This window comes from Psychrobacter sp. AOP30-A2-5 (assembly GCF_052378115.1).
Lineage (GTDB): Bacteria > Pseudomonadota > Gammaproteobacteria > Pseudomonadales > Moraxellaceae > Psychrobacter.
The window spans coordinates 56354-72233 of sequence record NZ_JBQSXK010000003.1 but is presented as its reverse complement, the minus strand read 5'-3'; the positions used below and the strand labels follow the sequence as shown (position 1 = coordinate 72233).

Sequence of the window (15880 nt, the reverse complement as noted above, 5' to 3'; positions counted from 1 at the left end):
AAAGTTTTCTTTAGCTGAGAACATATTTATTATGGCTTGAATATAGAGTTAGGAAACTCTAAAATCAAGGGTTTTTTAACCTTTGAACCATTAAACGGTAAAAGACTCGCCGCAACCACATTCGCCTTTTTGATTGGGATTGGTGAACTTAAAGCCTTCGTTAAGACCTTCTTTTTCGTAGTCCATCAACAAACCATCTAAATAGACCAAACTTTTAGGATCAATAAAGATGTTAACGCCGCGGCTTTCGTAACGCGTGTCATTTTCATCAGGGGTATCTACAAACTCTAAAACGTAAGCTAAGCCTGAGCAACCCGCGGTACGGATACCCACTCGAATACCTTCGCCTTTGCCGCGATTGTCCAAAAAGTCTCGAACATGCTGAGCGGCGCGTTCTGTCATTTCAATCATGCCAACTCCCATTGACTATCAATGATAAATATCAATCAAAAAAATCTGTATAAACTGGCAATGAAAATAGCGCACTTGCCAAAAAAATCTTAATAACGACCAGTTAAGAATCACTAGAAAATAAAAGGTGACAATTACATTAGCGTTATTGTCACCTCTTTAGCGTTAGTAGCTGTTCAATACATCGACTACTAAAGTACGGCCATTAAGACCGTGTACTTAGAAGTACAATACTTACGCTAATAGGTTTAGCTAGCCGCTTCTTCTGTCTCTACTGCTGCGCTATGCTTACCTTTATAGTCGCTAATAGCGGCTTTAATGGCGTCTTCAGCAAGTACAGAGCAATGCACTTTTACTGGTGGTAAGGCCAACTCTTTCGCGATATCGTTGTTTTTGATTTCGCCCGCTTGATCCAAGCTTTTGCCTTTTAGCCACTCAGTCACGAGCGAGCTTGAAGCGATTGCTGAACCACAGCCATAAGTTTTAAAGCGTGCATCTTCAATGATGCCGTTATCATCAACTTGAATCTGTAGGCGCATTACATCGCCACAAGCTGGGGCACCAACCATACCAGTACCAACGTTTTTGGCATTTTTATCAAGATTGCCGACGTTGCGTGGATTTTCGTAATGATCAATAACTTGGTCACTATAGGCCATGGGGTTTTCTCCTAGTTAGATGATGAGTAGTCAATTACTGACTTTAAATGTCTAACTACTCATCGATAATTGGGGTCAAACATTTAGTTAATAGAAACGGTATTTATAAAAACGGTATTTATAAAAACTGGATTTATAAGTGTCTGATCAATCGTTTAATGGTTCTGTTTGATAACTATGTCGTTGTTTTCGGTAATTTTAGTGCTCAGCCCATTCGACTGAATCTAAATCAACACCTTCTTGGTACATATCCCAAAGTGGTGATAAGGCACGTAATTTATCGACTGCTTCATGCATTTGTTTGATGACAGTATCGATGTCTGCTTCTGTGGTATAACGACCAAAGCTGAAACGAATTGAGCTGTGTGCCAATTCGTCTGGGCGACCGATAGCGCGTAATACATATGATGGCTCAAGCGTCGCTGACGTACAGGCTGAGCCTGATGATACCGCTAAATCTTTGAGCGACATCATGAGAGACTCGCCCTCAACGAAGTTGAAGCTGATGTTTACGATGTTAGGTACGCTGTGCTCAAGATCACCATTTAGGTAAATCTCTTCGATATCTTGTAGACCGTCCCACAGTTTTTGGCGTAGCTTGGCTGCATGTGCATGGTCTTCTTCATAACGCTCATTGGCTAAAGCAAATGCTGCTCCAAGACCAACGATTTGATGCGTCGGTAATGTACCTGAACGCATACCGCGCTCATGACCACCGCCATGCTGCTCTGCTTTCAAGCGGATACGTGGCTTACGGCGAACAAATAATGCACCAATACCTTTAGGACCGTAGGCTTTGTGACCTGAGAAGCTCATCAAATCGATCTTCGTGGTTTCAAGGTCAATTAATACTTTACCAACAGATTGTGCGCCATCGACGTGGAAGACCACACCCGCTTCACGAGTAATTTCACCAATGGCAGCGACATCAGTAATCGTACCAAGCTCATTATTCACCATCATGAGTGATACTAAGATAGTATCGTCACGTAATGCTTCTTTCACTTGCTCTGGTAAGATTAGCCCAGTGCTTGGCTGTGGCTCAAGATAAGTAATCTCAAAACCTTCTTGCTCAAGCTCACGGCACGTATCTAATACGGCTTTATGTTCGATCTTACTGGTAATGATGTGCTTACCACGAGATTGATAGAAGTGGGCGGCACCTTTAATCGCTAGGTTGTCTGATTCTGTTGCACCAGAGGTAAAGACGATTTCGCGTGGATCAGCATTAATGACTTCAGCCACTTGTTGACGCGCTGTTTCTACCGCTTCTTCTGCTTGCCAGCCATAGCCATGCGAGCGCGAGGCTGGGTTACCAAAGATGCCATCTACTGTCAGATACTCGCTCATCTTAGCAGCTACTGATTTTGCAACTGGTGTGGTGGCGGCATAATCTAAGTATATAAGGTTGTTATGTTGGCTCATGCTGGGTTTGCCTCGCTGTTCGATAGGGTAATAGTGTTGATATCTTTTATGGAAATCTCTTTGGTAGAGCTGTGCTGACGCTCTGACACTGACTGCACATTTTCCATGTCTAATAATTGCGCTAATGTTATATTTTTCAAGTACTGTTCGATATGATTGGACAGTGCACACCATAAATCATGGGTTAAGCACATTGTACCACCTTGACAGTCGCCACGTCCTTCGCACTGCATCGCATTAACCGACTCATCGACGGCAGATATGATGCTCATGACGTCTATTTCATGCAAGGGTTTGGCTAGATGATAGCCGCCTGCTGCACCTCGGATGCTAGTGACTAGACCACGCTTACGAAGTTTGGAAAACAGTTGTTCAAGGTAAGAGATAGAAATTGATTGCCGCTTGGCGATATCAGATAAGGAGACTGCAGTGTCTTGTTGGCTGGTTTGTAATGCCAAATCCAGTAACGCAGTAACGGCATATCTGCCTCGAGTAGTCAAACGCATGTGTTATCTCCAAACTTTTAAGTCATTTTTATTTAACAACGACCTTAGCAAAATGATAGTGGTGGCAGCTTGTAGCGCAATATGAAAGCTACTGATGGAATCACATAACCGCTAAGTTGTGTCTTATCGTTATTAAACAGCAGATGATGAACCCGATGTGTGCAACGATTAAGCCAATTATACTTAATCCTGAGTAATTTAGTCAAGATTAAAGTGTGGTTGAATGGTTAATCGAGCTTATCACTATGATTGATAAAAACAATGGTATTAAAAGGAGGGGCTATAAGATTGAAAATATTGATTCCTAGCATTTTTGAAATACTAAAATACAGTCTTAAGGTTTGAGTCAGGCATTTTTTTAACTTCTATCAATTATATTAGGACGTACTGAATGGTCAATACGCCCTAGTCATTTAAGCTCTTAATATGCTTTAATCGGCATCAAACGCATTTGGTAAAGTAGTAAGCAGCCTTTCATTGTTAAGCTGACATTGGTAAGTCGTTGTTGGCGAAATTAATTCATTAATAGCGCGATAATGGCTGCGATCATAATGACAAGAGCAGCCACGGTGACGATTATCAGAGTTTTCTGTTTGCTCTGTAACTCTTTAACCGTGATTTCAAGCTCACGGTTTTTAATAGTCAAGGTGTTTATTTGGGTTTGTTGCTCTTTGATGCGTAATTTATAGCTGTCCTTTTTGTCAGCCATTTCAGCTTCAGTAGGCTTGGTCTTACCTTTGCCACCTTTTATCTTTTTAATAAGACCTTGAATTAAGCTGCCAAGACCGAGTTGCATAATAAACTGCTTGACCAACTGTACTTGAACAGACTCGCCGCGCATTTGTAGTTTTTCGGTGGTTTCGCTGTCATGAGTGGTGATCGCATTGATCACTTGGATGCTATAAGCATTAATGATGACGTCAGGTTCGCTGCGGTCAATAGGTAACTCTGCGTCTAATAATACGCCTTTGGTGCTAAAAGTGGCAAACACCTCAACATGCGGTAGATACAAGCGTAGCGCCACGACAGTACCTTGCTTGGCAAGTGGGTAAGCGGCCTTACGTAGTTCGGGATCTAAACGTAACAATAGTGTCAGCGCCGACTCGATGAACACCAGCATGATATTAAGAAAAGAGTGAGACAACGTAGAACGCTTCATGTAAATAATCCGTTTTATATTTGGCAAATTAGAGGCAAAAGACAAACAAGAGTCAAAATTGACCCAAAAGGTGCAGTGATATTTTGCTTATAGTAACGCCTTTATAATAAAAAGTAACGCTAGTTTCTGTCAGTTGGAAAATTATTACTTTACAATTTGGTAATCAACAAGGACACAGATATTTATGACTGGCGATGCCTCAGTATGAGATGACATCTCTTTGAACGATAAGGCAGTATAGAGGTTGACTCGCTAAGTCGAAGTTAGGAAAAGCCAAGGTTACTAGCAGTTATGACCGTTGCAGAGGCTTTGCGTAACATTGAGTGTCAAATACGTAGTACAGTAGGCAAAAATATGTAAAATCGCTTGCGCTCCTTATGCTGCCTTGATATAAAGACGATAACAAAGCGAAACCTTTTAATACGCCAGTCAGGCAGTTTTTATTGCTTAAATGCTATGAGAGCGTTACAATGCTTGGCGTGAGCGTTTATTATCCCCCTTAAACTTGAAGGAAATTTTATGAATAAGTCAGAATTAATTGATAGCATCGCAGACAAAAGTGGCCTAAACAAAACCCAAGCTGGCGATGCATTGAATGCTGTTATGGAAAGTGTTGGTGAAGCGCTAGAAGCTGGCGATAGCATCTCATTGGTTGGTTTTGGTACTTTCAGCGTAAAAGACCGTAAAGCACGTACTGGCCGTAACCCTAAGACGGGTGAAGAGCTTAGCATTCCAGCAAGTAAAGTACCAAGCTTTAAAGCGGGTAAAAACTTGAAAGAGCGTTTAAACTAAGCCGTTTTATTAAAAACGGATGCTGTATAACGACGTGATATACGAATTAACACAGCATTTACTTAGTAAAGTACTATATGGTTTATAGTATGGCTGAGAAGTTATAATATGAATCATAAGAAAGCACCTAAATATTAGGTGCTTTTTTTATCGCTATAGTTTGTATCATACCACGTGAATATTTTGAGTCTGCATCAAAAATCACGTATCATAGGGCGCGCGATAGATGCGTTGTTTAAATAAGGCCGTTTTACTCAGTCTTGTTATTCTATATCAAATTCACACTTTCTTATTCTTACCATTGCCTGCTTAGATAGCATTGATATTAATAGTAATATTACAATGGTTTTTCATCAATATAGGTTTATAAAGCAGAGATAACTATGGATAAATTGCGCGATTTCTTAAAAAGCTGGCCAGGTCGCATTTTATTGATTTTATGCCTATCGCCGCTCGCTCTATTGGGTGTCGAAAGCTATTTTGGAGGCGGGGTCGATCCCAACCAAGTCGCTCAGGTGGGTGAAGCAAGCGTAGGGTTGTCCGAGTATCAGACTGCCGTAAATAACCGTCGTACTGAAATACTAGAACAAGTTGATGATGCCAGTCTATTAAATGAAGATGTGTTGCACGAGCAGGTGCTCAAAGGTCTCATTGATCGTACGCTATTGGAGCAGCAAGCGGGCAAGCTTGGTATGACAGTCTCTGATGACACGATTAATCGTTTGTTGCGTGAAGAAGAAATTTTTAAGGACGCAGAAGGTAATTTTTCTAACGACCAATTTTCAAACTTCTTGCGCCAGCGAGGCATGACTAAAGATCAGCTATTTGCTGAGTTTCGTAACCAGTTAAGCCTCGACCAGCTCAATGCCAGTATTGTTGGCACGGCAGTATATCCCATGCAAGCGGTCAGTCAATTGATTGACTTACAACTTGAGTCGCGCAATATCTGGCTGCATCGATTTAATTGGCAAGATTACGCAGATCAGGTCAAGTTAAGTAAAGGCGATATACAAGCCTATTATGATGCCAATAAAGATACGCTAAAAAGTGCGGCGATGGTAGATTTGGCATATTTGCAATTAAGTCCTAAAACCATTCAAGTGAATGAGGTTACGGCAGAGGATTTGCAGCAGCAATATGAAGCTTATAAGCAAGGGTTAGCGGTCGTCGATGAACGTAAAATCAGTCAAATCCTATTGACGGGTAAAGACGCGAAGACCAGAGCGGCCAAAATCAAAGCCCGCTTGGATAAAGGTGAGTCTTTTGCGGCATTGGCTAAAGCCGAGTCAGATGATCCATCAGGAGCAACAGGTGGCGATATTGGCACCTTTAATCCCTCTGTATTTGGTAATGATGCCGCAGCGGTTGAGCAAGCTTTAGAGGGCTTAAGTGTGGGTGATGTAACAGCACCTATTAAGACCAGCTTTGGCTATCAGATATTTACTGTAACCGAAGATAACGGTAGTAAAATCCCAAGCCTAGAAAGCATGCGTGCAGAGCTGACAGCAAAAGCGAAAGAATATAAGCGTCAAGAAATCTATGCAGATAAAGTGACAGCGATTAATGACTTGGCAGCAGATGGCTTTAGTATCGAAGACATCGCTCAGCAAGAGAACGTAACGCTAAAACGTATCAAGGATTATCGTAAAGAAAACAACAAGTCGGAGCTATCACAACCAGCAGTGATTAAGCAGGCTTTTGATGAGTTTACCATTCAAGATCAGGCAGTAACCGCAGGTATCGAAGTCGGTAACGGTACGGTATGGGTGCAGCCAAGCAACTATCGTCCTACGAAAACGCTTAGCTTAGCTGCTGCTACGCCAAAAATTACTCAGATATTACGTCAAGAAAAGGCAACGGCATTGGCGCTAAAAGAGGCGAAGAAACTAGCCGCTGGTATTAAAACGCCTGCTGATATCAATAAACAGCCAGTACGTTTTCAATCATTAGGTGAAGTTAATCGCCAAACCACTCTATTGACAGAGAAAGAACGCGGATTAGCCTTTAGTCAGCAAGCAGCTAATAATGGCGTCGTTGCCATTGCCAGTGAGACTGAGATGGGTGCGACTTTGTTGGTCGGTGATCGTATTAAAACAGAGGAGCAGTCGCCATTATCTGATGTGCAAAGAGCACAAACAGCTGCAATCATTCGTGATAACTTGGGGCAAGATCAGCTACAAGATTACTTGGATTATCTCCGCTTGGTATATAAAGTTGAAGTTAATGACGCCAATATAGCAAACGCGCAAGGGCGTTAGAAATAAAGCTATTAAGGAAAACTTGAGATACTTACTTAGTCATTCTTTCTGAATAACCTTTTCAAGTTTTAAGCATAAAAAAGCCACTGTCTACAGTGGCTTTTTTAATGAGTATTACTTTTATCATAAAGATTTAGCATTAATGGCGATACAAAATTCAATACTGCTATCAATGCTACTATTCAAAGTGATACGGAACAATTTAATGGCGGAAATGACGCATACCAGTGAATACCATCGCGATGCCATGCTCATTTGCCGCAGCAATGGTTTCGTCATCACGCATAGACCCACCTGGCTGGATAATAGCAGCAATACCGACTTGGGCAGCGTTATCGATGCCATCACGGAATGGGAAGAAGGCATCTGATGCCATAACAGCACCTTCAGTAGCCAATCCAGCGTGCTCAGCTTTGATAGCAGCGATACGCGCTGAGTTGACACGGCTCATCTGACCAGCACCAACACCGATAGTACGCTGACCTTTGGCATAAACAATGGCATTAGATTTGACGTATTTTGCTACATTCCAGCTGAATAATAGATCGGCGATTTGCGCTTCTGTTGGTTGTACATCAGTGACAATCTTTAAGTCATTGGCTGTAATCAAACCAAGATCTTGCTCTTGTACTAGCAGTCCACCGTTGACGCGCTTGTAGTCAAGCTGACTATCGCGTTGATCTGGCGCTGGCAGTTCGCCGCACACCAATACACGGACATTTTTCTTAGCAGCTGTCGCTTCAAGCACACCATCTTCGATGCTTGGTGCAATAATAACTTCTACAAACTGATTGTCGATAATGGCTTTAGCAGCTACTAACGTCAATGGGCGGTTAAAAGCAATGATGCCGCCAAAAGAAGACTCAGGATCAGTACTGAAGGCAGTGTTATACGCGGTTACTTGATCGTTATCCACAGCGACACCGCAAGGATTGGCATGCTTAACGATTACGCAAGCAGGGGCGCTAAAGGCTTTCACGCACTCAAGAGCAGCATCAGTATCGGCGATATTGTTATAAGACAGCGCCTTGCCTTGCAGTTGCTTAGCAGTCGCTATAGAAGCTTGTTGGCTTTTTAGCGGATGGTTTTCTGTATAAAAAGCGGCGTTTTGATGTGGGTTTTCGCCGTAGCGTAGATCCTGTGCTTTTTCGAGCTGCACATTAAAGGTACGTGAGAAATTCTCAGGCTGCTGGCTTTCATTGACACGGCTACCTAAGAAATTGGCAATCATTCCGTCGTACTGTGCAGTATGCTCAAAAGCCTTAACCGCTAAGTCATAGCGCAAAGCAGGTGTCAGCTCGGTGCCATCACCTAAAGCGGCAAGTATGCGCTCATAATCTGCTGGATCAGTCACGATACCCACATGAGCGTGGTTTTTCGCCGCAGAACGCACCATCGTAGGACCACCGATGTCGATGTTTTCGATAGCATCGTTCATGGTGACATCCGCACGAGCAATAGTTTCAGCAAACGGATATAAATTCACGACAACCAAATCAATACGCTCAATCGCATGCTCACTCATGACGGCATCGTCTGTACCACGGCGTCCTAAGATGCCACCATGAATTTTAGGATGTAGCGTTTTGACACGGCCATCCATCATTTCAGGGAAACCTGTGTAATCGGATACTTCGGTCACAGCAACATTGTTTTCTGTGAGTAAACGATAAGTACCGCCAGTAGACAGTAAGCCAAAGCCTGACTTAATAAGGCCTTGCGCAAATTCAACGATATTAGATTTATCAGAGACTGACAATAGAGCAAGTGGGGTTGTACTCATAAGAAAATTTCCATAAAAAAAGCCTGACGTAAACGTCTGGCAAGGTAACAATGACAATTTTTGCAGACATATCATGGTGGATAGCGTCAATAACGTTAAATTGCCATACATAATGATTGGTAATAAAGACAGAGAAATGCATATAGCAGATGCTACATTAAGTCATAAGTTTTGAGTTTTTTGCGTAAAGTGCCACGATTCAGACCTAAGATTTGTGCACACTTGGTTTGATTGCCTCGCGTTTTTTCAAGGACAACCGATAATAGTGGCTCTTCAACTTGTTTTAAAATAAGCTCATACAAGTCGGTCGGCATCTCATCGCCTAGCATCGCGAAGTACTGTCGTACCACACGCTCCACATGTACGCGCAGTGGTTCATGACGCTGGCTCGCATCGCTGTCTAATGAGGAGTCAACATGACGAGTTGAATGATGGTTAGCTGTACTATAATCGGCAGGATGCTCAGAGCTTGTGGCAAAATGATTGGCATTATGCTGTGCATGAGGTGCCATAAGATAATGTCCTTGGGATTGGAAAGAGTCAAACCATAAGATATCAGGGTATTATATCAAATTAATATCGTTTAGCGCTGACAGATTAACCTTATATTGGCAGCAGTATGACTAGGGTATATGCTTACTATTATAACATTGCCACAAAATATAACTGGCTGGGTCGCACTTGCATCACTACTGAACTTGCGACCTGTCTACGTTTTTCTGACGATTGAAGTTTTAAAAGACAAGGTTGTTTATAGATAGACAATATTTTGTTGGTAATTATCCATTCAATACAGAGGACTTATAGTCACTTCTCGAATTTGTCTATTAGCAACAGGGATGGTAAATAATATGTTTCGACTACTGTTCGCCGCTAATTGGCTTTGCTTGCTTAATAGATAATCAGCTGGCGTGGCGATGAATTCTCCAATCATATCATTTGCGCCGTATACGCTGACTTTAACATTCGGATACAGCTGTGCTTTGGCACTTTGATTGTTTAATGTGGCACTGACATCGCTCGACTTTCCATCCATCTTAATCTTACTCGATTTATGATTAAGGTTGGTAATCGTGAATGCTGTTAGATCGGCACTAGGTAAACTACAGGCAGCCACTGCACATACTGATTGTAAGCGCTCTGCATGCACTGGGTTTTTCATCAAAGTTTCTAGATTAAAAATGACGTATTGAGCAAAAAGTAGCAGTGCTAATACTAAGCATCCTAGCGTCCATAGTAAGGATGCGATAGAACGTCTCTGCGGCGTAGGTGTAAACTTTGCTTGTGCTTTTCTCACACGCTCTTCGGAGGTTGATGCTTCATCTTTAATTGGTACACCCATATCGAGCAACAGTTGTGATAAGTCGGTATCGTCTTGTCGAACCTCTTCGCTTTTATTTTGGTCTTTTAGGAGTTTTTCGAGCCAAGAATTGTCCGCAGTATCATCCACATTGGCATGAATATCATTAGCGGCTGCTGAACTGAGCGCCATTTGTGCTGATGAGGAATTTTCTGTTGTCGCATCAGATGATACTTTCGCTGATGACGCGTTGTTTTTATCTGTTTTTTTAGAGAGGTTGCTTGTTGGTTGGTTGTCTGCTGTAGAAGTATAACTGCTATTATTCATATTGCTTGCTTGAGTCAGCCAAGCATCCATACTATCTAGAGAATCATACTCTAAAACACTTTCTTCTGGCTCATCGCTATCCATATCATCATAGATTAAGCCGTCATGAATCAAATCGTCCCCAATTAAAGTATCAGATGAAATATTTTTTAAATGTGGAGGAGTGAGTGGTGACTTAGAAGCGCCTGCTGCATGTTGATTTTTATTATGATTGTCAGCGGTTTGTGCAGAATGTCCATTTGAATCGGATAGCGTATTGGTGTCAGTCGTTGTGTTTTCTTGAATAGTGGAAGTACTGACAGCATCGGCAGTGAGGATAAGATGTTTATTGACCAAAAAACTCTGTTGGCATTGATCACAGCTAACAGTGGCGTTTACTTTATTCAACTGTGTTTGCTGTATTTTAAAGCAAGCTTGGCAATGAGGGCACTGAGTTTTTATGGGCGTGGTCATAGGGTCGAATCCAAAAAATTATGGTTATCAATACCGCTTAGCCACTCGCTAATAGTTGCCTATAGTGCTAATACTGCCGTTTGTATCAGCTTTAAATATTAGCTGTAAATGTCCATAAATCATGAATAAGGACAGAGTGGCGTCAAATGCATGACATTTGACTGCCCTCTATCGTAACAGATGTAATTAAATGTTGCTAGCCTGTAAATGTACCAGATAAACGCTGCCAATGTTGGTCTTCTTGCGCTGTAAAAGCATGCTTTGCATCAAGCGCAAAATAAGGTTGATAAGCCGCCGTTACCTGTTCGGTTTGTGACTCTATTAGACCAGCCAAGACAATGCGACCTTTTGGTGCGATTAAAGTGGCGAAGTAAGGCGCTAAGCCAATAAGCGGCTTGGCTAGAATGTTTGCAACGATTACGTCTACAGGTAACACATCATTTTGTGCGCAGTAGTCAGTGAAGTCTTCTGGTAAAAACGCTTGCAGACGATCCCCAACGTGATTGCGTGCGGCATTTTGATTGGTTGCCAGCACTGCTTGTGGGTCGATATCGACGGCATATACGTGGCGTGCACCTAATAACAAAGCAGCGATGCCTAAAATACCTGAACCACAACCATAATCAATGACCACTTTGTCTTTTAGATCTTGTTCTGTTAACCAGTCAAGACATAAGCGGGTAGTGGCATGATAGCCTGTACCAAAAGCTAGGCCCGGGTCCATAATAATGTTAGTCGCCTCAGGATTGGGCGGCGTCAGCCAGTTGGGTACAATCCATAAATTATTGGCACATTCGATAGGATGGTAATTGCTCATCCATTCGCGCTCCCAGTCTTTATCATCTACAGCCGTGAGCCAGATACGAGTGGCTTGCACTTGTGCTGCGATTTCATGACTGAGCTGCTCGACTGCCTGACGACTGCCAGCATCGGTGGTCGCATCAAATAGCCCTGTCAAGATAACTTCATCCCATAGCGGTGATTCACCAGGTAAGGGCTCAAATAGAGGTTGGTCACCTGCGTCGTCTAAGGCGATGGATAATGCACCTGCTTCTAGGAGCAGTGCCTCAGCCAAATCGACGTTTGCTTTTTCACATTGTAAATGCAGTTGTTGCCATGCCATAACGATAACCTTAATTAAAAATAAATGTCTATTTTGGATAAATGATGCGTATGCATAATATAAAAAGTGAATAGAGACCAAATGATAAACTTGGTCTCTATTCACTTCGGTATGTCTTGATATTAGCGTAAGGCTTGCTTCGCTTCACTGATGACGCGAGCGTTGCCTTGGGCTTGTCCTGATTGCAAAATAATTTGCCACAGCGCGCGGCGACGACTGGTATCTTGAGAAACACTCAGACCACGGCGTGCCATGGCTTCTGCCTTGCGCGGCTGGTTCTTTTTCAATGCCACTTGTGCCAAATAGAAATACACCGCAGAAGATTTAGGTGCTAGGCGCTGAGCACGGGTAAAGCTGTTTTCAGCATTGGTCAGTTTGCCAGCTTTTAGTTGACTGATACCTGCTTGCATCAAATTGCGAAATGCTGGCAGGTTGCTATTGTTGGTGGTAGCTTGCTGTGTCCGTTGCTGCGAGTTTTTTCTTGCCTGCTCTAGCAATTCGTTGTGTGACGGTGCTGATGGCTCAGAGATGATGTAGTCATCACGCGAAGGTATGATAATAACTGGATCAGGTTGGGTCAACACAGGACTAGATGGTGTAAATACAGGCGTCTCTTGAGTCAACGGATTGGTTGCTTCGGCTGGTTCATAGGAATTATAAGGCTCAATGGGGTAGTCGTCCTCTGTTCTGACAATGGGCGTTTGCGTCACAGTCGCTATGGAGGCTTTAGCTGTATGCGATGATGGCAGCGTTTGAGTCGGTACCGTTTTTATCGCGGTAGATGCAGTCGGCGCAGTCTGGCAAGCGCTCAAACTCAACATGCCAGCTAGAGCACTGACTGCCAGCATCGTATTGGCTGGCTTGATTTTGATAGACCGCGTTATGACGGCTGACCTAGCTGATACAGTTTGCTTGAGAGATAACATTAAGTTGAGACCTTTTTTAAGTTTCACAAATAACTTTAGAACCATTCAACGGCACGATCATACCAAGTATCGGCACGACTTTCTGCATCATTACCATTTGAGCCATCACTGTTTTCTTGGTTGTCGCTATCAACAGCTTCGCCATTTGGAATCTCTAAACCTTCACTACGGCGCTGCTGGTTTTGTTCACGAGCACGATCTTGTTGATATAAGCCGACAGCGCAACTGCTGGCTTCTTCTGGTAAATATGCCGACAAGACAGGCAGATAGCGTGCATCTGCACAGCGCTCATTAGACAGCTTGCCTGAGTTGTTCTCTAACCACAACCATTCAATACCTTCAGGCTCTGGTAGAGCCACAGGCGTCAGCTTCAAGCGATTCATATAGTCAACCCAAACTGGCAATGCGCCAGTACCGCCGCTTAAGCCAATTGGCTTGTTATCATCACGGCCAACCCAAACCACACTGACATAGTTGCCACTGTAGCCTGCAAACCAAGCATCGCGGTAATCATTTGTGGTACCTGTTTTGCCAGCAAGATTTAGATTGCTACCAAGTGATTGCACGCGTTTGGCAGTACCGTTTTTGACCACATCTTGTAAAGCATAGTTAATTAAGAAGTTGGTTTCAGGCGGAATACTACGCTGAGTGTTGAGTCCAGTACGTTGTAAAATACGACCACGGTCATCAATGACGGTGCGAATACTATGAATAGGCGTACGGAAGCCGCCAGTTGCAAAGACTTGATAGACACCAAGCATGTCCATTGGGCTAAGATTAACAGAACCTAACAATGCTGACGGGTAGGGTGGTATTTTTTCTTTAATTCCCATGCGCTGTAACTGCTTGGCAAAGGTATCGACCCCAAACTCCATACCTAAGCGTACCGCTGCTTGGTTATAAGACTTTGATAAAGCGGTGGTAAATGGCACATAACCATGGTCACGATTGTCATAGTTCTTGGGGTTCCATTTAGTACCATCGCTTAGATTCACGGTAATCGGTGAGTCATCGACTGAGCTTGCAAGATTATAGCGCCCACTTTCAAGCGCTGTCATATAAATAATAGGCTTCAATAAAGAACCCACTTGGCGCTTGGCATCGACCGCACGGTTAAAGCCGGTAAATTCACTGCCACTACCCACTACAGAGACCAGCTCACCAGTCTCAGGATTGGCACTCACTAGAGCACCTTGCAAGTCTTTAGTTTTGCTACTGTTACGACGCAGCTCACCCAATTTTCTATCAACTGCTTTGTCTGCGGCTAATTGTGCAATAGGGTCTAAAGTACTGATAATGATAAGACCTTCATTCTTGAGGTCATCAGAATAGTACACGGTATTCAGCTCGCGCTTGACGATATCCAAAAAGTCAGGGAATTGACTTTTGCCTTCGACAGGTTTGTCCACGACACCAAGTGGCTGCTTTAGCGCTTTTTCATAGTCTTCTTGACTGAGTGAGCCAACGGCCAGCATGTTGCCCAGCACGACGTCACGGCGCGCTTTTGAATCGTTTGGATGGCGACGTGGGTTGTAGATACTCGGGCCTTTTGCCATACCGACTAACAGGGCTTGCTGATCCAAGCGCAGCTCATTCAGTGGTTTATCAAAGTAAAACTGTGATGCCAAGCCAAAACCATTAATAGAGCGGTTGCCGTTTTGACCCAAATAAATCTCGTTGAGATACGTTTGTAGAATTTCATCTTTGCTATAATGTAGCTCGAGCAATACAGCCATTAACGCTTCGTTGGCTTTGCGCTTCAGCGTACGGTCTGAATTGAGATAGAAGTTTTTAATCAGCTGCTGAGTGATGGTCGAGCCGCCTTGTCTAGAGCCACCAGAGAAGTTGTTCAGTACGGCACGTGCAATGCCTCGTATAGAGACGCCTTTGTGCTCATAAAACGCACGGTCTTCCGTGGCTATTAACGCATCAATGAGTGGTTGTGGCACTTCATCTAACGAGACGACCAAACGATCTTCATTACTGTCAGGATAAATACCACCGATACTCACCGGCTCTAAGCGAATGATGCCGCTTTTGGCAGGCAAAGTGCTTTGTACGGACTCAATCTTATTACCAGCAATGGTCATTTTTATGACTTGCTCTTTATCCACATCGTTGGCGCTATAAGTAAAACCGCGAGTATGAATAAAGTAGGTATTACCTGATCTATGATAAGTTCCCGTGCGATCATAAGCTTTGTTGCTTTGATAGTTCAGCAACTCCAGCCATGTCTTCATCGTATCTTTGTCGACACTCGCGCCTTGATACAATTCAAGCGGCTGCGAATACACTTTAGCAGGAATATCCCAGCGCTTACCCTCAAACTTATGAGTAATGGTGCGATCAAGTTTGATTAAATATAGCGCCAAGAGCACCATGCCAGCAATAATGACAATTAAGATAAGACTACTAAATACCAACCCACGCTGCTGTGAAGGGAGCGTGTGGTTAACAGATTTAGAGGACTGTGTTAACTTGGTATTTGGTAACTTGGAATTGGATGTTTGCACTGATGTCGCACCATTTTGGTATAAAAAACTGCCTCATAATGACGCAAATTGACAAATTTTTCAATCTATCATCGTCAACGCAGGCATTCATTGATTTTAAGCTGTGCGTGGTTATGCTCTTCACAGCACTTGCTTATAGTATAATCTCTGTTAAAACACGGTCATTGCTAACAAAGCATTAAAAGCTTTAGATTGGCAGTATCATTGTTATATAAGTGTCATATAAGTGTCATATTAGCTTCATG

General features: G+C 43.0%; 13 protein-coding genes. 2 read left to right on the top strand and 11 right to left on the bottom strand.

Going from position 1 to position 15880, the window contains the following annotated elements; translation table 11 throughout:
• Nucleotides 1-90 precede the first annotated feature (90 nt).
• The 5 genes from iscA to ACT3S4_RS03940 form a co-directional block, all read right to left on the bottom strand.
• Nucleotides 91-411 carry an iron-sulfur cluster assembly protein IscA gene (gene iscA, locus ACT3S4_RS03960; RefSeq protein WP_045445072.1) on the bottom strand — a complete coding sequence of 107 codons (321 nt, stop codon included), beginning with the start codon at nt 409-411 and terminating at the stop codon, nt 91-93.
• Between the two features lie 248 nt (nt 412-659).
• Entirely contained in the window at nt 660-1070 is a 411-nt protein-coding gene (gene iscU / locus ACT3S4_RS03955; RefSeq protein WP_055124404.1) for a Fe-S cluster assembly scaffold IscU, read from the bottom strand.
• A gap of 198 nt (nt 1071-1268) precedes the next feature.
• Nucleotides 1269-2495, bottom strand: a complete 1227-nt coding sequence (locus ACT3S4_RS03950) for an IscS subfamily cysteine desulfurase (RefSeq protein WP_045451862.1) — start codon at nt 2493-2495, stop codon at nt 1269-1271.
• On the bottom strand, nt 2492-3001 hold the full coding sequence (locus ACT3S4_RS03945) for an Rrf2 family transcriptional regulator (protein ID WP_045451863.1): 510 nt from the start codon (nt 2999-3001) through the stop codon (nt 2492-2494). The genes ACT3S4_RS03950 and ACT3S4_RS03945 overlap by 4 nt, the downstream gene beginning before the upstream one ends.
• A 514-nt stretch (nt 3002-3515) precedes the next feature.
• The gene (locus ACT3S4_RS03940; protein WP_201559843.1) at nt 3516-4160 is read right to left on the bottom strand and encodes a hypothetical protein; all 645 of its coding nucleotides are present in this window, start codon (nt 4158-4160) and stop codon (nt 3516-3518) included.
• Nucleotides 4161-4679: 519 nt separating this feature from the next.
• On the opposite strand from ACT3S4_RS03940, the gene ACT3S4_RS03935 reads away from it, so the two are divergent.
• Nucleotides 4680-4952: an HU family DNA-binding protein gene (locus tag ACT3S4_RS03935; RefSeq protein ID WP_045445077.1), complete on the top strand. Its 273-nt coding sequence runs from the start codon at nt 4680-4682 to the stop codon at nt 4950-4952.
• A gap of 383 nt (nt 4953-5335) precedes the next feature.
• Entirely contained in the window at nt 5336-7210 is a 1875-nt protein-coding gene (locus ACT3S4_RS03930; protein ID WP_201559842.1) for a SurA N-terminal domain-containing protein, read from the top strand.
• Between the two features lie 202 nt (nt 7211-7412).
• Here the strand turns inward: ACT3S4_RS03930 and purH are convergent, their stop codons facing one another.
• From purH to mrcB, 6 genes are all read right to left on the bottom strand, one after another.
• Entirely contained in the window at nt 7413-8993 is a 1581-nt protein-coding gene (gene purH / locus ACT3S4_RS03925; protein ID WP_201501576.1) for a bifunctional phosphoribosylaminoimidazolecarboxamide formyltransferase/IMP cyclohydrolase, read from the bottom strand.
• Nucleotides 8994-9145: 152 nt separating this feature from the next.
• Nucleotides 9146-9505, bottom strand: coding sequence for a DNA-binding transcriptional regulator Fis (gene fis / locus ACT3S4_RS03920; RefSeq protein ID WP_087816165.1), 360 nt, complete (start codon nt 9503-9505; stop codon nt 9146-9148).
• A 275-nt stretch (nt 9506-9780) separates the two neighbouring features.
• Nucleotides 9781-11073 (bottom strand): DUF3426 domain-containing protein, encoded by a 1293-nt coding sequence (locus ACT3S4_RS03915; protein ID WP_201559841.1) that lies wholly within the window; start codon nt 11071-11073, stop codon nt 9781-9783.
• A 196-nt stretch (nt 11074-11269) separates the two neighbouring features.
• Nucleotides 11270-12196 (bottom strand): 50S ribosomal protein L11 methyltransferase, encoded by a 927-nt coding sequence (gene prmA, locus ACT3S4_RS03910; RefSeq protein ID WP_201501574.1) that lies wholly within the window; start codon nt 12194-12196, stop codon nt 11270-11272.
• 122 nt (nt 12197-12318) lie between these two features.
• The gene (locus ACT3S4_RS03905; protein ID WP_250162169.1) at nt 12319-13122 is read right to left on the bottom strand and encodes a tetratricopeptide repeat protein; all 804 of its coding nucleotides are present in this window, start codon (nt 13120-13122) and stop codon (nt 12319-12321) included.
• A gap of 35 nt (nt 13123-13157) precedes the next feature.
• On the bottom strand, nt 13158-15635 hold the full coding sequence (gene mrcB / locus ACT3S4_RS03900) for a penicillin-binding protein 1B (RefSeq protein ID WP_109590361.1): 2478 nt from the start codon (nt 15633-15635) through the stop codon (nt 13158-13160).
• Nucleotides 15636-15880 lie beyond the last annotated feature (245 nt).